This window comes from Thermomonas sp. S9 (assembly GCF_024704365.1).
GTDB lineage: Bacteria > Pseudomonadota > Gammaproteobacteria > Xanthomonadales > Xanthomonadaceae > Thermomonas.
The window spans coordinates 2,012,179-2,031,047 of the sequence record NZ_JAJDFY010000001.1 but is presented as its reverse complement, the minus strand read 5'-3'; the positions used below and the strand labels follow the sequence as shown (position 1 = coordinate 2,031,047).

The 18,869-nt window shown below is 70.2% G+C and carries 16 protein-coding genes, 1 tRNA gene and 3 pseudogenes; 16 read left to right on the top strand and 4 right to left on the bottom strand.

Going from position 1 to position 18,869, the window contains the following annotated elements; genetic code table 11:
• The first annotated feature begins 21 nt into the window (after positions 1–21).
• The 5 genes from tssA (at position 22) to tssE (ending at position 4,386) form a co-directional block, all read left to right on the top strand.
• A complete protein-coding gene (tssA, locus tag LJB71_RS10090; RefSeq protein WP_259304089.1) occupies positions 22–1,026 on the top strand; it encodes a type VI secretion system protein TssA in 1,005 nt (334 codons plus the stop codon).
• Between the two features lie 273 nt (positions 1,027–1,299).
• Positions 1,300–1,812 carry a type VI secretion system contractile sheath small subunit gene (gene tssB / locus LJB71_RS10085; RefSeq protein ID WP_259304088.1) on the top strand — a complete coding sequence of 171 codons (513 nt, stop codon included), beginning with the start codon at positions 1,300–1,302 and terminating at the stop codon, positions 1,810–1,812.
• A gap of 48 nt (positions 1,813–1,860) precedes the next feature.
• A complete protein-coding gene (gene tssC, locus LJB71_RS10080; protein ID WP_259304087.1) occupies positions 1,861–3,345 on the top strand; it encodes a type VI secretion system contractile sheath large subunit in 1,485 nt (494 codons plus the stop codon).
• A 75-nt stretch (positions 3,346–3,420) separates the two neighbouring features.
• On the top strand, positions 3,421–3,909 hold the full coding sequence (locus tag LJB71_RS10075) for a type VI secretion system tube protein Hcp (protein WP_259304086.1): 489 nt from the start codon (positions 3,421–3,423) through the stop codon (positions 3,907–3,909).
• Between the two features lie 12 nt (positions 3,910–3,921).
• On the top strand, positions 3,922–4,386 hold the full coding sequence (tssE, locus tag LJB71_RS10070; RefSeq protein WP_259304085.1) for a type VI secretion system baseplate subunit TssE: 465 nt from the start codon (positions 3,922–3,924) through the stop codon (positions 4,384–4,386).
• A gap of 22 nt (positions 4,387–4,408) precedes the next feature.
• On the opposite strand, the gene LJB71_RS10065 is transcribed toward tssE, so the two are convergent.
• The 4 genes from LJB71_RS10065 to LJB71_RS10050 all read right to left on the bottom strand — a co-directional run bounded on the left by LJB71_RS10065 (position 4,409) and on the right by LJB71_RS10050 (position 7,780).
• Positions 4,409–4,762 carry a hypothetical protein gene (locus LJB71_RS10065; protein ID WP_259304084.1) on the bottom strand — a complete coding sequence of 118 codons (354 nt, stop codon included), beginning with the start codon at positions 4,760–4,762 and terminating at the stop codon, positions 4,409–4,411.
• Between the two features lie 31 nt (positions 4,763–4,793).
• Positions 4,794–5,948, bottom strand: coding sequence for a class I SAM-dependent methyltransferase (locus LJB71_RS10060; protein WP_259304083.1), 1,155 nt, complete (start codon positions 5,946–5,948; stop codon positions 4,794–4,796).
• Positions 5,945–7,483 (bottom strand): hybrid sensor histidine kinase/response regulator, encoded by a 1,539-nt coding sequence (locus LJB71_RS10055; RefSeq protein ID WP_259304082.1) that lies wholly within the window; start codon positions 7,481–7,483, stop codon positions 5,945–5,947. Before LJB71_RS10055 ends, LJB71_RS10060 begins: the two co-directional genes overlap by 4 nt.
• A gap of 220 nt (positions 7,484–7,703) precedes the next feature.
• Positions 7,704–7,780 (bottom strand) — tRNA-Pro (locus tag LJB71_RS10050).
• Between the two features lie 145 nt (positions 7,781–7,925).
• Between LJB71_RS10050 and hisS the strand changes: the two genes are divergently transcribed.
• The 11 genes and pseudogenes from hisS (at position 7,926) to hisIE (ending at position 18,868) form a co-directional block, all read left to right on the top strand.
• On the top strand, positions 7,926–9,308 hold the full coding sequence (gene hisS / locus LJB71_RS10045; protein ID WP_259304081.1) for a histidine--tRNA ligase: 1,383 nt from the start codon (positions 7,926–7,928) through the stop codon (positions 9,306–9,308).
• Positions 9,305–11,213 (top strand): annotated as a pseudogene (locus LJB71_RS10040) (aromatic amino acid ammonia-lyase). The gene hisS and the pseudogene LJB71_RS10040 overlap by 4 nt, the downstream one beginning before the upstream one ends.
• A 247-nt stretch (positions 11,214–11,460) precedes the next feature.
• A complete protein-coding gene (locus tag LJB71_RS10035) occupies positions 11,461–11,784 on the top strand; it encodes a YerC/YecD family TrpR-related protein (protein ID WP_259304080.1) in 324 nt (107 codons plus the stop codon).
• Between the two features lie 11 nt (positions 11,785–11,795).
• Positions 11,796–12,711, top strand: a pseudogene (gene hisG / locus LJB71_RS10030) (ATP phosphoribosyltransferase).
• Positions 12,708–14,006 (top strand): histidinol dehydrogenase, encoded by a 1,299-nt coding sequence (gene hisD, locus LJB71_RS10025; RefSeq protein WP_259304079.1) that lies wholly within the window; start codon positions 12,708–12,710, stop codon positions 14,004–14,006. The pseudogene hisG and the gene hisD overlap by 4 nt, the downstream one beginning before the upstream one ends.
• Positions 14,003–15,093 (top strand): annotated as a pseudogene (gene hisC, locus LJB71_RS10020) (histidinol-phosphate transaminase). The gene hisD and the pseudogene hisC overlap by 4 nt, the downstream one beginning before the upstream one ends.
• 2 nt (positions 15,094–15,095) lie before the next feature.
• Positions 15,096–16,169 carry a bifunctional histidinol-phosphatase/imidazoleglycerol-phosphate dehydratase HisB gene (hisB, locus tag LJB71_RS10015; protein ID WP_259304788.1) on the top strand — a complete coding sequence of 358 codons (1,074 nt, stop codon included), beginning with the start codon at positions 15,096–15,098 and terminating at the stop codon, positions 16,167–16,169.
• Positions 16,166–16,768 carry an imidazole glycerol phosphate synthase subunit HisH gene (gene hisH, locus LJB71_RS10010; RefSeq protein WP_259304078.1) on the top strand — a complete coding sequence of 201 codons (603 nt, stop codon included), beginning with the start codon at positions 16,166–16,168 and terminating at the stop codon, positions 16,766–16,768. Before hisB ends, hisH begins: the two co-directional genes overlap by 4 nt.
• The gene (gene hisA / locus LJB71_RS10005) at positions 16,765–17,499 is read left to right on the top strand and encodes a 1-(5-phosphoribosyl)-5-[(5-phosphoribosylamino)methylideneamino]imidazole-4-carboxamide isomerase (protein WP_259304077.1); all 735 of its coding nucleotides are present in this window, start codon (positions 16,765–16,767) and stop codon (positions 17,497–17,499) included. Before hisH ends, hisA begins: the two co-directional genes overlap by 4 nt.
• Complete coding sequence (hisF, locus tag LJB71_RS10000; RefSeq protein ID WP_259304076.1) at positions 17,493–18,263, top strand: imidazole glycerol phosphate synthase subunit HisF; 771 nt, start codon at positions 17,493–17,495, stop codon at positions 18,261–18,263. Before hisA ends, hisF begins: the two co-directional genes overlap by 7 nt.
• Complete coding sequence (gene hisIE / locus LJB71_RS09995) at positions 18,260–18,868, top strand: bifunctional phosphoribosyl-AMP cyclohydrolase/phosphoribosyl-ATP diphosphatase HisIE (protein WP_259304075.1); 609 nt, start codon at positions 18,260–18,262, stop codon at positions 18,866–18,868. Before hisF ends, hisIE begins: the two co-directional genes overlap by 4 nt.
• Position 18,869: the final 1 nt, after the last annotated feature.

The following is an 18,869-nucleotide window of genomic DNA, read 5'->3' as shown; positions in this document are numbered from 1 at the left end:
ACCCAACCCAGCGGAGGCCCCATGGCCATCGATGTGAATGAACTGCTTGCGCCCATCCCGGGGAGCGATCCGGCCGGCAGCGATGCCAGCTTCTCCGACCTGTTCGACCGCATCCGCGAGGCGCGCCGCGCGGACGACCCCAACCTGGCCCAGGGCGATTGGCAGACCGAACTGAAAGTCGCCGATTGGCGCGAGGCCCAGTCGTTGGCCGAGGACGTGTTGCGGCGGGTCAGCAAGGACCTGCAGGCCGCGGTCTGGCTGGGCGAGGCGCTGATCGCCCGGCATGGGCTGGAGGGCGCACGCGACGGCTTCGACCTGCTCACCGGTTTGCTGGAGACGTATTGGGACGGCCTGTATCCGCGCGCCGAGGACGGCGATATGGAGGAGCGCGCCGGAAAACTGGCCTGGTTCGCGGTCTGGGGCAGCAAGGCGCTGCTGGGTGTCCGCCTCAACGACGATCCGCAGGCGCCGCTGACCCTGGCCGGCTGGATCGATTCGCGCGAGGTGGACAACCTCGGCCGGCAGAACGCCGAGGCTTACCAGACCGCGCTGGACGAGGGCCGAATCAACGGCGAGACCTTCGACGCGCGCCTGCAGGCGGTGCCGGAGGCGATGCTGCGCGAGCGCCTGGAGCAGGCGCAGGCGGCGCGCGAGGCCTTCGCGCGGCTGGCCGCTGCCAGCGATGCCCGGCTCGGGCGCGAGGCGCCCAGCCTGGCCGCGATCGAGGATGCGCTGAAGAAGATCCAGACCGTCTATACGCGGCTGGCCAGCGCCAAGGGCCTGGGCGGGCTTGCCACGGCCGCCGGTGGCGAGTCCGCCGCAGGCGAAGCGGGCGGCCTGGTGGGCGCCGCCGCATCGGGAGGCGCGGCGCTCGATCTGAACGCCTCCAGCCTGGCGTCCAAGGATGCCGCGTTGCGCGCGCTTGGCGAGATCGCCGGGTTCTTCCGCCGCACCGAGCCGCACAGCCCGGTGGCCTACCTGCTGGAGCGCGCGGTGGCCTGGGCCAACATGCCGCTGGAGCAGTGAGCTGGAGGAAGTGGTGCGCGACCAGAGCACGCTGTCCTCGATCCGCGAGCGCGTGGGCCTGTCGCCGAGCGAGTGAGGCCTTTGCCAGGGGCGGCAACGGGAGGCTGCAGGCGGCGTTCCACGCCGAACGGCATATGCCGAAGTCTGGCCGTCCGAGGGATGTTGCGACCGCAGGCGGCTTCCTAGACTCGCTGGCACATTCCGGAAAGACCTGCCCACGCGGCGTCGCTCCGGTTCTGTCAACCGCACCCACCAACGCGTCCGGGGACTCCCATGGCCAAGAAGGAAAGCACCCAGCACAAGCTCGATCGCGTGCGCGCCCCGCGCGTGCAGCTCACCTACGACGTCGAGGTGGGCGATGCCATCGAGAAGAAGGAACTCCCGTTCGTAGCCGGCGTGGTCGGCAACTTCAGCGGGCAGCCGGCGGAACCGCTGGGCAAGCTGAAGGACCGCAAGTTCGTCAACGTGGACAAGGACAACTTCGACGACGTGCTCAAGGGCATGAAGCCGAGGGTGCAGGTGCAGGTGGACAACAAGCTGGCCGATGACGGCTCCAAGCTCGGCGTGGAGCTGACCTTCCGCAGCCTGGAGGACTTCGCGCCCGAGCGCGTGGTGAACCAGATCGAGCCGCTGCGCAAGCTGCTGGAGGCGCGCCAGAAGCTGGCCGACCTGCGCAACAAGGCCGCCGGCAACGACAAGTTCGAGGATCTGCTCAACGAAGTCCTGCAGAACACCGACAAGATCGCCCAGCTGGGCAGGGAAGTCGGGGCGAAGTCCGACGAGTGAACGCCCGCCAGGGCATCCGACCACGACCAGCCAGCGAGATCAGCACACATGGCCAATACCGAAACCCTGGCGGCTACGGCCGCAACCGCGGACGCCACCGAGGGCGGCCTGCTGGACCAGATCCTCACCCAGAGCAAGATCGCGCGTTCGGATAGCGAGCGCACGCGCGCCCGTGACCTGATCGCGGAGCTGGTGGCGCAGGTCAGCGAAGGCGCGATGACCGTCTCCAAGGACGCCATCGGCGCGCTGGATGCGCGCATCGCCGAGATCGACCGGGTACTGTCCGAGCAGCTCTCGGCGGTGATGCACGCGCCCGAGTTCCAGCAGCTGGAAGGCAGCTGGCGCGGCCTGAAGTACCTGGTGGAGAACTCCGAGACCAGCACCAACCTGAAGATCAAGGTCTTCAACACCACCAAGAAAGAGCTGGTCAAGGACTTCAAGAACGCCGCCGATTTCGACCAGAGCACGCTGTTCAAGAAGCTCTACGAAGAAGAGTACGGCACCTTCGGCGGTGCGCCCTTCGCGACCCTGATCGGGGATTTCGAATTCGGCCGCCATCCCGAGGACATGTACCTGCTCGAGGAGATCTCACACGTGTGTTCGGCTGCACACGCGCCGTTCCTGAGCGCGGCTTCGCCCGAGCTGCTCGGTTTCGACGACTTCACCGAGCTTTCCGGCCCGCGCGACCTGGCCAAGATCTTCGACACCGTGGAGTACGCGAAGTGGAAGAGCTTCCGTGCCTCCGAGGACTCCCGCTACGTCGGCCTCACCCTGCCGCACGTGCTGGGGCGCCTGCCGTACGGCCCGGATACTGCGCCGGTGGAGGCGTTCAATTTCGTCGAGCGCACCGACGGCACCGAGCACAACAAATACCTGTGGATGAACGCCGCCTATGCCCTCGGCAGCAAGGTGACCGATGCGTTCGCCAAGTACGGTTGGTGTGCGGCCATCCGCGGCGTGGAGGGCGGCGGCCTGGTCGAGGGCCTGCCCACCCACACCTTCGCCACCGACGATGGCGAGGTGGCGCTGAAGTGCCCCACCGAGATCGCGATCACCGATCGCCGCGAAAAGGAGCTGGCCGACCTCGGGCTGATCCCGCTGGTGCACTGCAAGGGCACCGATTACGCGGCGTTCTTCTCCACCCAGTCGGTGCAGAAGGCCAAGGAGTACAACACCGACGCCGCCAACGCCAATGCGCGGCTGTCCTCGCAGCTGCAGTACATCTTCGCGGTGAGCCGCATCGCGCACTACCTGAAGTCGATGATGCGCGACAAGATCGGCAGCTTCGCCAGCAAGTCCAGCGTCGAGCTGTTCCTCAACAACTGGATCTCGCAGTACGTGCTGCTGGATGACAACGCCTCGCAGGAGTCCAAGGCGATGTATCCGCTGCGCGAGGCGCGGATCGAGGTAGTCGAGGTGCCGGGCAAGCCGGGCGCCTACAAGTCGGTCGCCTTCCTGCGCCCGCACTACCAGCTCGACGAACTGAGTGTCTCCCTGCGGCTGGTGGCCGAGCTGCCCAAGTCGGCGCGCTGACACGGTTCCAACGGTGGAGCCAGCTGATCTATTTCCCATTTTCCCATTCCATTCCCATAGTCAGGAGAAACAGCCATGGCAACAGTTGACGGGTTCCTGGAGCTCGACGGCGTGAAAGGCGAGTCCACCGACGCCAAGCACAAGGACAAGATCGAGATCCACAGCTTCCAGTGGGGCGTGCACAGCGCCTCCAACATGGCCACGGGTGGCGGCGGCGGCGTGGGCAAGGCGGTATTCAGCGACTTCACCGTCACCAAGAAGGTGGACCTGGCCTCGCCGGTGCTGGCCAAGTTCGCCGCGACCGGCGAGCACATCGCCAAGGGCAAGGTGATCTTCCGCAAGGCCGGCGGCTCGGCCGGCCAGCAGGACTACCAGACCTACGACTTCGAGAAAATCTATGTCACCGGGCTTGCCGTCAGCGGCGGCCAGGATGGCGAGTTCTACGAGACCCTCACCCTGTCGCCCACCAAGTTCAAGTGGGAGTACAAGAAGCAGGGCGACAAGGGCAGCCTGGAAGGCAATACCGTGGTCACCGTGGACCGCGCCAAGAACACCGCCGCGTGACGCGGCGGCCGGTTGAGCCGGGGTCGGGGCGCGGGCCATGCGCGGCTTGATGAACCGGCTGGTGGCCGACGCCCTCCCGGAAGACGGGGGCGCCGGCCATCGATGCTGGAGATGCGCAACGAGGTCTCGCGCGACCTCGAGGCGCTGCTGAACACGCGCTCGGAAGGGGCGCGGCTGATCCCGGAGGCCTTCAAGGAATGCCGCGCCTCATCGCTGACCTTCGGCATTCCGGATTTTTCGTCCTACAGCCTGCTCAGCCCGCATGACCGCGATCGCATCCGGCGCGCGCTGGAGCAGGCGATTGCCCTGCACGAATCGCGCCTGACCCGGGTGCGTGTGACCCTGGAGCCGCAGAAGGAGCTGGACCGCGCCCTGCGCTTCCGGGTGGATGCGTTGATGGAGTTGGGCGAGGACAACGAGAAGGTCCAGTTCGACGCCGTGCTGCAGCTCAATACCCAGACCTACATCGTGCGTTGAGCGCAAGGGCCGTCGCTTCCGATCAGGCGCCCGCGCACAGCAGGCCCAGCGACGCCATGCCCTGCAGGGTGGTTTCCAGTTCCTGCGCATGCCGGGGCTGCCCTTCGCGGCCGCTGCCGATGTTCGCCTCGAGCAGCGGGCGCAGCGCCTCCAGCAGTGCGGCGCGGTCGTGCCGTCCATCCAGCATGGTCAGCAGCGCGCGGCTATAGGCATCGTCCAGGCCGACCATGCTCGGGCGCAGGCTGGCCACCAGGCTCGCTCCGGCCTGTGCCTGCAGGCGCGCCAGCGGACTGGCCAGCGGGCGCGGGCCGGCGTCCGCGGCGAACCTCGGCGCATCGCAATGCAGCTCCACGATTCCGACTTCGAACGCGCGCAACAGGAAGCGGCAGGCGGTTTCCAGGTCGGCTTCACGCGGCTGCTGAGCTGCCGGCGGCCGCGCGCGCCTCGTCCAGCAGCGCCGGTAGCGGAAGCGGCTGCGGATGCCGCGGGCCGGCCAATGCCAGCAGGGCCTGCATCACCGGATGGTCGGTGCGCACGCCGCCGCTGCCGGGACGCGAGAAGCGCAGCGCGCCCTGCGCATCCGGCGTGGCCGCATCCGGCATCAGCGCCGAGACCAGTTCCAGCCGCCCCACTGCGGCGGCGTGCGGATGAGGGGTGGGTCTTGCTTCGTTCCGGCATAGCAGGGTCTGGCGGAAGCGGCGCCCGGTGAGGAAATCCAGGTACTGCTCCTTGCTGACCACGTCGTCGGCGGCCAGGGTTTCCAGCAGTGGGCGCACGGCTTCGCCGGCGTTGCGCAGCGACATCTCGTGGTACGAGGCTTCCGCCACGAACTCCAGCCCGTGCGCGCGCGCTTCGCGCATGAACGCATCCAGGGTGAAGGGCTGGTTGAGTTCGGCCAGATCGTCATGGAACAGCACGCTGGGGTTGAGCCGGTCCTGCAACTCCTCGATCTCGCCGGCCAGCGCGGTGGCATAGCGGTTGTCTGCCGGCAGACCGGCTTGCAGCAGCTCCAGGCACTCCTTCGCGCGGGCAATGCGTGTGGCCGGATCGGAGTCGGTGCCGGCGTGGAACTTCAGCACGTCCCACAGCATCCGCCGCAGGTGGCAGCCGGGCAGGGCGTTGTAGCTGATGCAGGCGATGCCGGCGGGGGCGAGATGGTCGCGACATAATTCCAGCAGGTGCTGGCGCACGGCATCCGGCACCCAGGAATAGAAGCCGTGGGCGATGATGTAGTCGAACCCGGGCGGCGCAGGCGACCAGGCCAGCAGATCGCCTGCCACGAGCTGCAGGTTGTCCAGCCCCAGCGCCTGGCGCAGCGCCTCGCCGCGGGTGATGGCCGTGGTCGACAGGTCGATCCCCACGAAGCGCGCGCGTGGATAGGCCAGCGCCAGCGTGAGCAGCTGCAGCCCGTCGCCGCAGCCGATTTCCAGCAGCCGGCAGCCGGCCGGGGATGCCGCCTCCACGCCGTGCAGACGGGCGATCGCCGCCAGCCGCGATGGATGCAGCTGAGGGTAGACGTGCGCCGGGTATTCCACCGCGTCGTAGCTGAAGGTCTGGCTCATGCGTGCTCCATTGGGGGCGTGTCGCGACGTGCGCGTACCGCCAGCACCGCGGCCAGCATGGCTTCGCGCAGGCGCTGCGGCGGGACCGGCTTGAACAGCACCGGGACCTGGCGGGCGGCGATCGCGTCCACCCGGTCGCGCCGGGTTTCGCCGGTCACCAGCAGGCGGGCGAAGCCGGGGCAGTGCGGGTCTTCGCCGAGTTGGCGGGCGATCGCATGCAAGGCTTCCAGTCCGTCCGGGCCATCGCCCAGATGGAGGTCGCTGATCACCAGGTCAGGCGGCCCGAACCAGCCGTGCAGCTGCTCCAGCGCCTCGGCCGGACTGGCGGCCGCGCGCACGTCGCAGCCCCATTCCGCGAGCAGGGTGCGCAGGCCTTGCAGGATGCCCGGCTCGTCATCGATCGCCAGCACGCGCAGGCCGCTGATGTCGAGCGGGGCATCCAGTGCCGGCGCGGGGGTGCGCTGCGCCGGAGTGCAGGCGTCCAGCCAGAGCGCGACCCGGGTGCCTTTGCCGGGCCGGGAAGCCAGCGCGATACGGCCGCCGATGAGATCCACCAGACGGCGCACGGTCGCCAGCCCCAGCCCCAGTCCGCGCGCGCCCTCGCCGGTGCGCCCCACCGGCGCCCGCACCTGGTAGAACTCCTCGAACACCTGCTGCTGATGCTCCGGGGCGATCCCGCAGCCGGTGTCCCAGACATCGATGCGGACCTGTCTGCTGGCCTGGTGGCGCACGCCCACCAGCACGCCGCCGCTGTCGGTGTAGCGCAGCGCGTTGCTGATCAGGTTGTTGAGGATGCGCGCCAGCATGGTGCGGTCGCAGTACACCCAGGCATCGGTCTTGCGCACCACCAGCCGCAGGCCGCGCGCTTCCGCCAGCATGCGGAAGTTGCGGCTGGCTTCGTCGAAGACCTCGTCCAGCCGCACGGCGGCCGGCTGTGCGCGCATGCTGCCGGCTTCCAGCCGGGACAGGTCCAGCAGTTCCGAGAACAGCTGGTCCAGCGAGGCCGCGCATTCTTCGATGTGGCGGATCCGTTCCAGGCGCGTGGGATCGGTCTCGCCGGCGCGCAGGGTGGAGGAGAACAGCGTCAGCGCGTACAGCGGCTGGCGCAGGTCATGGCTGGCGGCCGCCAGCAGCCGGGAGCGTGCACGGCTGGCGGCTTCCAGCTTGGCGTGCTTGTCGGCCAGTTCGATGCTGGTGCGTCCCAACTCGCTCTGCATCCGGTTGCGGGCATTGGCGAGCGTCTGTGATGCCTGGTTGATGCCGATTTGCAGACGCGCGATGGCGCCGCCCTGGGAGACCGGTTGCAGGAACACCCGCTCGCCGCGACCGAGGCGCTCGACGGCCTCGGTCAGTTCCGCCAGCGGTTTGGCCACCCGCACCGCGATGCCCCAGCTCAGGGCCACCACCCAGGCCAGGGCCGCCAGCAGCAACAGCCCGCCGCGCCAGAGCGCCAGCGGCGGCGCACCCTCCGGCCACGCCGCATACGCCAGCAGCGCGAATGCGATCAGCGTGGCCAGCGCCAGTGGCACCACCACCCGCAAGGTCCACTGGCGCAGCAGCGAGGCGCGGTACAGCCGGGGAGGAACGGGAGGGATGCCTGCACGGGGATGCCTGCGCTGCGGTTGCCTTCAGGCAACGCAAAATCAGGCGGTGGCGGGTCACTGCGGTCCTGTGCCGGCCGGGAGGCAGGCCATGCCTGCGGGCATGAAAAAACCGCCTCGCGGCGGTTTCTTGCACCCCATCCGGGATGGGAATTGGTCGGGGAGACAGGATTTGAACCTGCGACTTCTACGTCCCGAACGTAGCGCTCTACCAGGCTGAGCTACACCCCGACGGCAGAGCCGCGCATTTTAGGGGCATGCCGCGTCGACGGCAAGGGGGTGGGCGATTTTTCCGGCGCCTGTCGGCATCGGCGGCCGTGGCAAGGCGGCCGTGCCCGCTAAACTAACGGCTTTCCACGACGCCCGGAGCTTTGCCTTGATCAAGCCGCGTACCCCCGCCGGGGTGATGGAACTGCTGCCGCGCGACCAGATCGCGTTCCAGCGCATGCTGGACATCATCCGCCAGACCTTCGAGCGTTTCGGCTTCCTGCCGGTGGAAACGCCGGTGATGGAACTGTCGGAGGTGCTGCTGACCAAGTCCGGCGGCGAGACCGAGCGGCAGGTCTATTTCGTGCAGTCCACCGGCGCGCTGGAGAAGGGCGGCGAGGGCCTGCCCGAGCTGGCGCTGCGCTTCGACCTGACCGTGCCGCTGGCGCGCTATGTCGCAGAGCACGAGCATGACCTCGCGTTTCCGTTCCGGCGCTACCAGATGCAGCGCGTGTACCGCGGCGAGCGCGCCCAGCGCGGGCGTTTCCGCGAGTTCTACCAGTGCGACATCGACGTGATCGGCAAGGACACGCTGTCGCCGCGCTTCGATGCCGAGCTGCCGGCGGTGATCGCGGCCGTGTTCGAGCGCCTGGCGATCGGCGAGTTCACCATCCAGCTCAATCACCGCAAGCTACTGCGCGGCTATTTCGAAGGCCTGGGCATCATCGGTGAGGCGCAGATGCGGGTGCTGCGCGAGCTGGACAAGCTGGACAAGCGCGGCGGCGATGCCGTGCGCGCGACCCTGGCGGGCGAGGGCTTCGGTTTGGCCCCCGATGTCATCGACCGCCTGATGGCGTTCTCGCAGGTGCGCTCGCAGGGCCATGCCGACGCGCTGGCCAAGCTGGACGCACTCGGGTCGGGCTCGCCGCTGTTCGAAGAGGGACGCGCCGAGCTGCGTGCGATTCTCCAGCAGATCCGCGCGTTGGGCGTGGCGGAGTCGCGCTACGCGTTGAACCTGTCGATCGCGCGCGGGCTGGACTACTACACCGGCGTGGTCTATGAGACCACGCTGGATGCCTGTCCGCAGATCGGCTCGATCTGCTCGGGCGGGCGCTACGAAAACCTGGCCGGGCACTACACCAAGTCGAAGCTGCCGGGCGTGGGCATCTCCATCGGCCTGACCCGGCTGTTCTTCCAGTTGCAGGACGCCGGGCTGGTGCAGACCGCCGACAGTTCGGTGGACGTGCTGGTGGCGCTGCTGGACGACGCCGGGCTGGAACACGCGCTGGCGCTGTCGCAGCGCTTGCGGGCGGCGGGGTTGAACGTGGAGACCCAGCTGGAGCCGCGCAAGCTGAAGAAGCAGCTGGAGTACGCGGACAAGGCCGGCATCCGCTTCGTGGTGCTGCGTGGCGAGGACGAGGCGGCGCGCGGGGCGGTGGCGGTGAAGGATCTGCGCCGCGGCGAGCAGTTCGAGGTCGTCGAGGCGGAACTGGCGGCGGCGCTGCTGGTGGAGCGCGAGCAGCTGCGCAGCGGCGCGGGGAGTGCGCGATGACGGCGGCGATCCGCCTCGATGGGTGCTCGCTGACGCGCGCGCAGCTGGTGGCGGTGGCGCGCGGTGCAAGCGTTACGCTGGACGCCGATGCGCTGGCGCGGGTGGCGCATGCCGCCGACTTTCTCGCCGCGCAGGTGGAGAGGCAGGAGCCGATCTACGGCGTCTCCACCGGCTTCGGCAGCAATGCCGACAAGCTGCTGGGCGCGCATCGCCTGCGCGATGAGTTGCCGGGTGCAACGCCCTCGGGCGAGTCGCCGCACATCGAACTGCAGCGCAACCTGATCGTCACCCACGCGGTCTGCGTCGGCGAGCCGTTCGCGCCGGAGGTGGTGCGGGCGATGCTGTGCATCCGCATCAACACGCTGCTGCGCGGGCATTCCGGGATCCGCGTGCAGACCCTGCAGGCGCTGGCGGCGATGCTCAATGCCGGGATCGTGCCGGTAGTGCCGCAGCTGGGCTCAGTGGGCGCTTCCGGTGATCTGGCGCCGCTGTCACACCTGGCCATCGTGCTGCTGGGCGGCGGCGAGGCCTTCGTGGACGGCCAGCGCCTGCCCGGCGCGGATGCGCTGGCGCGCAAGGGCCTGGCGCCGGCCACGCTGTCCTACAAGGAGGGCCTGGCGCTGAACAACGGCACCGCGCAGATGCTGGCGACCGGCGTGCTGGCGGTGCAGCGCCTGGAGGAGTTGCTGGACGTCGCCGATCTGGCCGCGGCGATGACGCTGGACGCCTTCGCCGGCCGCCTCGGCGCGTTCGCGCCGGAGGTCCACGCGCTGCGTCCACATCCGGGCCAGGTGGCGACCGCGGCAAACCTGCGGCGCCTGCTGGATGGCTCCACGCTGGCCGGGATTGCCTATCACCTGGTGCCGAAGTTCCGGTCGTGGCAGCCGTCCAGTTGGGATACCCCGGACGCGCAGGCGCTGGGCTTCGATATTGAGCTGGGACTGGGTGCCGCTCAATCAGCGTCATGGGCGCGAAAAGTTCTATCAGCGCTTCCTGCCGTTCCGCGGTGGCAAGAAGCACCAGCCGCAGGACAGCTATTCGCTGCGCTGCATCCCGCAGGTGCACGGTGCGGTGCGCGATGCGCTGGAGCAGGCCAAGCGCGTGCTGGACATCGAGCTGAACGCGGTCACCGACAACCCGCTGGTGTTCCCCGACAAGGCCGATGCCGCGCATGTGGAAGAGCAGGTGATTTCCGCCGGCCACTTCCACGGCATGCCACTGGCGCTGGCGATGAGCTACCTGAAGGCGGCCATCCCGGTGCTGGCCTCGATCAGCGAGCGCCGTCTCAACAAGCTGGTGGACCCGGCGACCAGCGACGGCCTGCCGCCGTTTTTGATCGGTAATGAGGATGGCACCGAGTCGGGCCACATGATCGTGCAGTACACCGCGGCGGCGATCGTCAACGACCTCGCCAGCCGGGCGATGCCGGCCGCGGTCTATTCCATCCCGACCTCCGCGAACGCCGAGGACCACGTCTCGATGGGCGCCAACGAGGCGCGCCACGTGCTGGCGATGGCCAGCGACCTCGGCAAGGTGCTCGCGCTGGAGCTGTATACCGCCGCACAGGCGCTGGACCTGCGGCGCGACATGATCAACGCCGCACGCGCGCTGGCGCGCCGGGTCGATGCCGAAGGCTTTGCCGGCAAGGTGCAGGGCGGGCCGCCGCCGGAATCGCCGGAGCGATCGGTGTTTCTACAGGAAGTGGAGGCGCTGCGCGCGCAGTTGGCCGACGCCGCCGAGTTCCGTCCGGGGCGGGCCGTGGCCGCGGCGCATGCGGCGCTGCGCGTGCGCATTCCGTATCTGGAGCGCGACCGCGCGCTGGACGGCGAGGTCGCGGCGGCGGTGGCGATGGTGGCCGACGGCAGCCTGCTGGCCGCCGCGCGGCGCGCGCTGGCGGAGGGATAGGCCTTCGGTTCGGCCGGCAGGGGCGTGCAAGGGGCGCTGCCGGCTGAACGCCACCCCAGCCGGACGCACGGAACGAGCAGGGCGCGGTTGACGCGCCCTTTTTCGTCAATTAATGTGTTAGTGCGTTAATACATTAGTGCATTCGATTTTCCTGCCCGGAGCAAGCCCGAAGCAAGCCCGGCGCAACAGCCCAAACCCATCCCAACCCGGCGGGATCCCGCAGTCCAGACCTTTCGATGGCCTTCCGATGAAGCAACGCCCCGAGCCCCTGCCGCCCTACGATGCCGCCGTCGCCATCGACGCGCTGGCCTATGCGCTGGCCTCGCTGCAGGGCGCAGCCGAGGTGCGCGCGTTCCTGGATGACCTGTGCACGCCAGCCGAGCTGGAGGCGATGGGCGACCGCTGGCGGGTGGTGCCGCAGCTGCTGCAGGGTATGCCGTATCGCGAGATCCACGAACGCACCAAGGTCAGCGTCACTACCATCGGCCGCGTCGCCCGCTGCCTGGAGCGCGGTACCGGCGGCTACCGAACCGCCGCCCGCCGTCTCGGGCTTCCTCACGACTCTCACTGAACAGCCCCGCCATGAGCCCTCCCGCCACATCGGCGGTGCGCGACCGTTTGCGCATCGCCATCCAGAAATCCGGCCGCCTCAGTGAACCGGCCCGCGCCCTGTTGGCCTCTGCCGGCCTGAGCTGGCGCGAAAGCCGTGACCGCCTGTTCTGCTATGGCGAATCGCTGCCGATCGACCTGCTGCTGGTACGCGACGATGACATCCCCGGGCTGATCACCGACGGGGTGTGCGATCTCGGCGTGGTCGGCCGCAACGTCCTGCTGGAACAGGCGGGCGAGCGCAGCGAAACCGGATTGCCACCGGCGTTCCGCGAATGGCGCGCGCTCGGCTTCGGCACCTGCCGGCTGTCGATCGCGGTGCCCGACGGCTGGGACTGGCAGGGGCCGGCGCAGCTGGCCGGCAAGCGCATCGCCACCACCTATCCCAACCAGCTGCGCGCCTGGCTGCGGGCGCAGCAGGTGGAGGCCGATATCGTGGTGCTCAACGGCTCGGTGGAAATCGCACCGCGCCTCGGCCAGGCCGATGTCATCTGCGACCTGGTGTCCAGCGGTGCTACCCCTGGCCGCCAACCAGCTCAAGCCGGTGCTGGACATCCTGCAGAGCGAAGCGGTGCTGGCCGGGCCGGTACAGCCGTTTTCCGACGTGCGCGCCGAGCTGGCGGACCTGCTGCTGCGGCGCATGGACGGCGTGCTGCGCATCCGCGACAGCAAGCTGCTGCTGTTCCAGGCCCCGCGCGAGGCGCTGCCGCAGGTGCTGCAGCTGCTGCCGGACGCCGAGCCGCCGACGATGTGCCCGGTGGACGGCGCCGACATGCTGGCGCTGCAGGCGCTGTGCCACGGTGCGATGACCTGGCAGCGGCTGGAAGACCTCAAGCACGCCGGTGCGCGCGGGCTGATGGTGCTGCCGGTGGAGCGGATGCTGGCATGAAGCGCATCGACTGGAACCAGCTGGATGACCCTGCGCGCGCGGCGATGCTGCAGCGGCCGGTGCAGGCGGTGTCCGATGCCGTGCGCAGCGGCGTGCAGGCGATCTTCGAGGCGGTTGCGGATCGCGGCGACGATGCCTTGCGCGACTTCACCTCGCGGTTCGACGGCGTGATGCTCGAGGAGTTCGAAGTAGATGCGGGTGAGTTCGCCCGCGCCGCCGAGGCGGTGCCGGCCGAGGTGCAGGCGGCGATCGCCGAGGCGGCCGCGCGGATCGAGGCCTTCCACCAGGCCGGCATCGCGCCGCCTTACGCAGTGGAAACCGCGCCGGGCCTGACCTGCCAGCGCGTGCAGCGGCCCATCCGCCGGGTGGGGCTGTACGTGCCCGCGGGCAGCGCGCCGCTGCCCTCGACCGCGCTGATGCTGTGCGTGCCGGCGCGGCTGGCCGGCTGCGCCGAGGTCATCCTGTGCACGCCGCCGCGCGCGGACGGCAGCGCCGATCCGGCGGTGCTGCTGGCGGCGCGGCAGGCGCCGGGCGTGCGCGTGTTCAAGCTCGGCGGCGCCCAGGCGATCGCGGCGATGGCCCTCGGCACCGCCCGCGTGCCGCGCTGCGACAAGCTGTTCGGCCCGGGCAATGCGTGGGTGGACGAAGCCAAGCGGCAGGCCGCGCAGCGCCCGGGCGGCATCGCCATCGACATGCCGGCCGGCCCGTCGGAAGTGCTGGTGATCGCAGATAGCGGCGCCAACCCCGCGTTCGTCGCCGCCGACCTGCTGTCGCAGGCCGAACACGGGCCCGATTCGCAGGTGCTGCTGTTGACCGATAGCACCACGCTGCTGGACGCCGTGGCCACGGAGGTCGAGGCCCAGCTGGCGCGGCTGCCGCGCGCCGACATCGCCCGGCGTGCGCTGGAGGCGTCGCGGCTGGTGCGGGTGCGCGACATCGAACAGGCCATCGCCATCAGCAATGTCTACGCACCGGAACACCTGATCCTGGCGCTGCGCGAGCCGCGCGCGTGGCTGGACCGCGTCGACAGTGCCGGCAGCATCTTCCTCGGCGACTGGACGCCGGAGGCGCTGGGCGACTACTGCAGCGGCAGCAACCACGTGCTGCCCACCGGCGGCGCGGCGCGCGCGTGGAGCGGACTGTCCGTGGCCAGTTTCCAGAAAGCCATCGCCGTGCAGGAAGCCAGCCGCGCCGGGATCGCCAGCGCCGGGCCGTGCGCGGCCATCCTCGCGCATGCCGAGGGTCTGCAGGCGCACGCGCACGCGGTCGAACTGCGATTGGAGCACGCGGCATGAGCACCACGGTGAACGCGCTGCTGCGCGAGGACCTGCGCGACTTCGGCGGCTACAGGTCGGCGCGCAGCGAGGCGCTGTCCGGCTCGGTCTGGCTCAATGCCAACGAATCCGCCTGGGCCAATGCGTCCGATCCGGACGCGGCCCTGCGCCGCTATCCGGCGCCGCAGCCGCAGGCGCTGCGCGAGCGCCTGGCCCAGCTCTATGGCGTGGCCCCGGCACAGTTGCTGATCGGCCGCGGCAGCGACGAGGCGATCGATCTTCTGGTGCGCGCGTTCTGTGCGCCAGGACGCGGCCGCATCGTCATCGCACCGCCGGTATTCGGCATGTACGCGGTGTGCGCGCGCCTGCAGGGGCGGAGGTCATCGAGGTGCCGCTGCGCGATGGCGAGGCCGGGCTGTGCGCCGATCTTCCGGCGCTGGGCGATGCCGCGCTGGAGCGCGGTGCGAGCTTGCTGTTTCTGTGCACGCCCGGCAATCCGTCCGGTGAACTACTTGCCCTCGATGCCATCGCCGCGCTGGCCGCGCGCCTGCGCGGCCGCTGCCTGGTGGTGGTGGACGAGGCCTATCTCGAATATGCGGATGCGCCGTCCGCCAGCACGCTGCTGGCCGGGCACGACAACATCGCGGTGCTGCGCACCCTGTCCAAGGCGCACGCGCTGGCCGCGGCGCGGGTGGGCTGCGTGATTGGCACTCCCGCGCTGATCGAGGCGCTACGCCGCTGCCAGGCCCCGTATCCGGTGCCGCAGCCGGTGGCGCAGGCGGCGCTGGCGGCGCTCGCGCCGCAGGCGCTGGCGCTGACCCGTAGTCGCATGCAGGCCGTGCGCGAGGCGCGCGCGCGGCTGGCCGATGGCCTGCGCGCGCTGCCGGCCGTGCGCCGGGTCTATCCCTCGGCGGGCAATTTCCTGCTGGTGCGCTTTGCCGATGCACAAGATGCGTTCAACGCCCTGCTGGCCGCCGGGGTGGTGGTGCGCGACATGCGCGCGCTGCCGCAGCTGGGCGATGCCCTGCGCATCAGCGTGGGCACCATGGAGGAGTGCCGGCGGGTGCTGGCCGTGCTCGCGACACGGCGCGTGGAGGCGGCAGCATGAGCCTGCGTCCGATCCTGTTCGTGGACCGCGACGGCACCCTGATCGAGGAGCCGGCCGATTTCCAGATCGATGCCTTTGAAAAACTGCGCTTCGTGCGCGGCGTCATTCCGGCGCTGCTGAAGCTGCGCGATGCCGGCTACGAGTTCGTCATCGTCAGCAACCAGGACGGCCTCGGTAGCGCCGCCTTCCCGCGCGCTGCCTTCGACGGCCCGCACGCGCTGATGCGGCAGGTGTTCGAAAGCCAGGGCATCGTGTTCCGGGATGAGCTGATCGACTGCAGCCTGCCGGCCGACAACAGCCCCAACCGCAAGCCCGGCATCGGCATGATGACCGCCTACCTGCAGGATCGCAGCATCGACTGGGCGCGCAGCGCGATGGTGGGCGACCGACCGACCGACCTGCAGTTCGCCGACAACCTGCGCATCCGCGGCTTCCAGTTGGCCACCCCACAGTTCGGCGGGGAGTGGGACTGGGCCGGCATCGCCCACGCGCTGGCGGATGCGCCGCGACAGGCGACGGTGGTGCGCAACACGAAGGAAACGAAGATCCGCGTCGAGCTGGATCTGGACCGCGCCGCCGAGCCGCAGGTCACGACCGGCCTTGCCTTCTTCGACCACATGCTCGACCAGCTCGGCAAGCACGGCGGGCTGGCGCTCACGATCCGCGCCGAGGGCGATTTGCACATCGACGAGCACCACACCGTCGAGGACACCGCGCTGGCCCTGGGTCAGGCGCTGCGCGAGGCGCTGGGCGACAAGCGCGGGATCGGCCGCTACGGCTTCACCCTGCCGATGGACGAGACCCTGGCCAGCGCCGCGCTGGATTTCAGCGGACGGCCGTACTTCGTGTTCACCGGTGCCTTCCATCGCGAGCGCGTGGGCGACCTGCCAACCGAGCTGGTGCCGCATTTCTTCCGCTCGCTGTGCGATGCAGCCGGCCTCAACCTACACCTGCAGGTGCAGGGCGAGAACGACCACCACCAGGTGGAGGCCTGCTTCAAGGTGGTGGCGCGCGCGCTGCGCCAGGCGATCCGCCGCGAGGGCGCGGAGCTGCCGTCCACCAAGGGCGTGCTGTGATGGAGGTGGCGGTCATCGATGCCGGCGGGGCCAACTTCGGCTCCGTCTGCTACGCGCTGGAGCGGCTGGGCGCACGCCCGTACATCGTGCGCGATGCCGACGGCCTGCGCGGCATGCCGCGCGTGCTGCTGCCGGGCGTCGGCGCTGCGGCACCGGCGATGGCGCTGCTGCATCAGCGCGGTTTCGCCGAGGTGCTGCCGCAGTTGGAGGTGCCGCTGCTGGGCATCTGCCTTGGCATGCAGTTGCTGTTCGACGGCTCGGAGGAGGGCGATGTGGCCTGCCTCGGCCTGTTGCCCGGCCTCGTGCGCAGGCTGCAGGGCGGTCCCGGCCTGCGCGTGCCGCACATGGGCTGGAACACGCTGGAGCCGTGCGTGGATTCGCCGCTGCTGGACGGCATCGCGGCGGGTGCCAGCGCCTATTTCGTGCACGGTTATGCCGCGCCGGTGACCGCCGACTGCATCGCCGCGTGCACCCACGGCGAGCGTTTCGCCGCGATGGTCGCGCGTGGCGCCGTCGCCGGCGCCCAGTTCCACCCCGAGCGCTCCGCCAGTGTCGGCGCGCGCCTGCTCGCCAACTTCCTGCGCTGGACGCCCGCATGAGCTTCACCGTCTATCCCGCCCTCGACATCCGCGCCGGCAGGGTGGTGCGCCTGCGCCAGGGCGACTACGCGGACGAAACCCGCTACGGCGACGATCCGCTGGCGTTCGCGTTGCGCTACGCCGGAGCCGGCGCGGGGTGGCTGCACCTGGTCGACCTGGACGCCGCCAAGGCCGGCGGCTACACCCTGCTGCCGCTGCTGCGCGAGGTGCGCACGCACACCGGGTTGCAGGTACAGACCGGCGGCGGCGTGCGCAGCGAGGCCGACGTGGTCGCGCTGCTGGAGGCCGGCGCGGCGCGCGTGGTGGTGGGCTCGCTCGCAGTGACCGCACCCGACACCGTGATGGGCTGGCTGGCCACGTTCGGCAGCGAGCGGATCACCGTTGCGCTGGATGCGCGGCAGGACGAGGCGGGCACGTGGCGCCTGCCGGTGCACGGCTGGACGCAGGTCGCCGCCGAGACGCTGGACGGCCTGTTGGCGCGCTATGCGGATGCCGGGCTGGTGCATCTGCTGTGCACCGACATCGCCCGCGACGGCATGCTGGCGGGGCCGAACATCGACCTCTACCGTCGCCTGTGCGCGACCCATCCGGGCGTGCGCGTGCAGGCCAGCGGCGGGGTGCGCGACGTGGCCGACGTGGCCGCGGCGCGCGCCGCCGGCTGCGCCGGCGCGGTGCTGGGCAAGGCGTTGCTGGACGGGCGGCTGGTGCTTTCGGAGGCGCTGGCATGCTGAGCCGACGGCTGATTCCCTGCCTGGACGTGCGCGACGGCCGCGTGGTCAAGGGCGTGCGCTTCCGCGACCACGTGGACATGGGCGATATCGTGGAACTGGCGCTGCGCTACCGCGATGCCGGCGCCGACGAGCTGGTGTTCTACGACATCGCCGCCAGCCCCGAAGGGCGAAGCGTGGACCGCGGCTGGGTGGAGCGGGTGGCGCGGCTGATCGACATTCCGTTCTGCGTCGCCGGTGGCATCCGCAGCGTGGAGGACGCGCGCGCGGTGCTGCACGCTGGCGCCGACAAGATTTCCGTCAACACCCCGGCGCTGGAGCGGCCGGCACTGGTCGCCGAATTGGCCGGGGCCTTCGGCGTGCAGTGCGTGGTGGTCGGCATCGACTCGGTGCGCGAGGCCGACGGCGAATGGCGCGTGCGCAGCCATACCGGCAGCCCCGGTGCGATGCGCGCGCCCGGCAAGCGCACGCTGGACTGGATCGAGGAAGCGCAGCGGCTGGGCGCCGGCGAGATCGTGCTGAACTGCATGGGCAGCGACGGTGTGCGCGCCGGCTACGACGTCGCGCAGCTCAAGGCGGCGCGCGCCGTCTGCCACGTGCCGCTGGTGGCCTCCGGCGGGGCCGGCGCGCCCGCGCACTTCGCGCAGGCTTTCCGCGAGGCGGACGTGGATGCCGCACTGGCGGCCAGCGTGTTCCATTCCGGCGCGGTGGAGATTCCCGCGCTCAAGCAATTCCTGCGCGGACAGGGGATCGAGGTGCGGCTGTGAGCAAGACCGGATTCGACATCGACGCGCTGGCCTGGGACAGGCAGGGCGGCCTGCTGCCGGCCATCGTGCAGGATGCCGACACCCTGCGCGTGCTGATGCTGGGCTACATGGACCGCGCGGCATTGCTGGCCACGCTGGCCAGCGGCCGGGTGACGTTCTACAGCCGTAGCAGGCAGCGGCTGTGGACCAAGGGCGAATCCTCCGGCCACGTGCTGGCGCTGGTGTCGGTGGACGCCGATTGCGATGCCGATACGCTGCTGGTGCAGGCCCGCCCGCATGGCCCGACCTGCCACCTCGGGCGCGCCAGCTGCTTCCCCGAAGCGCCGGGCGACGTGCTGTCCGCGCTGGACGCCCTCATCGCCCGCCGCGCGCAGGAGCGTCCGCAGGGCAGCTACACCACCCGGCTGTTCGAGGCCGGCATCCGCCGGATCGCGCAGAAGGTGGGCGAAGAGGGCGTGGAAACCGCGCTGGCCGCGGTGGCGCAGGACGACGACGCGCTGCTGGGCGAGGCTTCGGACCTGCTGTATCACCTGCTGGTGTTGCTGCGCGCGCGCGGGCTGGGGCTGGACGATGTCCGGCGCGTGCTCGCCGCGCGGCGGAACTGAG

Excerpts from the sequence above, each read along its gene's own strand:
- tssC (WP_259304087.1), top strand. The coding sequence starts at position 1,861 with ATGGCCAATACCGAAACCCTGGCGGCTACGGCCGCAACCGCGGACGCC.
- LJB71_RS10060 (WP_259304083.1), bottom strand. The coding sequence starts at position 5,948 with ATGAGCCAGACCTTCAGCTACGACGCGGTGGAATACCCGGCGCACGTC.
- hisA (WP_259304077.1), top strand. The coding sequence starts at position 16,765 with ATGAGCTTCACCGTCTATCCCGCCCTCGACATCCGCGCCGGCAGGGTG.
- LJB71_RS10075 (WP_259304086.1), top strand. The coding sequence starts at position 3,421 with ATGGCAACAGTTGACGGGTTCCTGGAGCTCGACGGCGTGAAAGGCGAG.
- tssB (WP_259304088.1), top strand. The coding sequence starts at position 1,300 with ATGGCCAAGAAGGAAAGCACCCAGCACAAGCTCGATCGCGTGCGCGCC.
- tssA (WP_259304089.1), top strand. The coding sequence starts at position 22 with ATGGCCATCGATGTGAATGAACTGCTTGCGCCCATCCCGGGGAGCGAT.
- LJB71_RS10035 (WP_259304080.1), top strand. The coding sequence starts at position 11,461 with ATGAAGCAACGCCCCGAGCCCCTGCCGCCCTACGATGCCGCCGTCGCC.
- hisD (WP_259304079.1), top strand. The coding sequence starts at position 12,708 with ATGAAGCGCATCGACTGGAACCAGCTGGATGACCCTGCGCGCGCGGCG.
- hisF (WP_259304076.1), top strand. The coding sequence starts at position 17,493 with ATGCTGAGCCGACGGCTGATTCCCTGCCTGGACGTGCGCGACGGCCGC.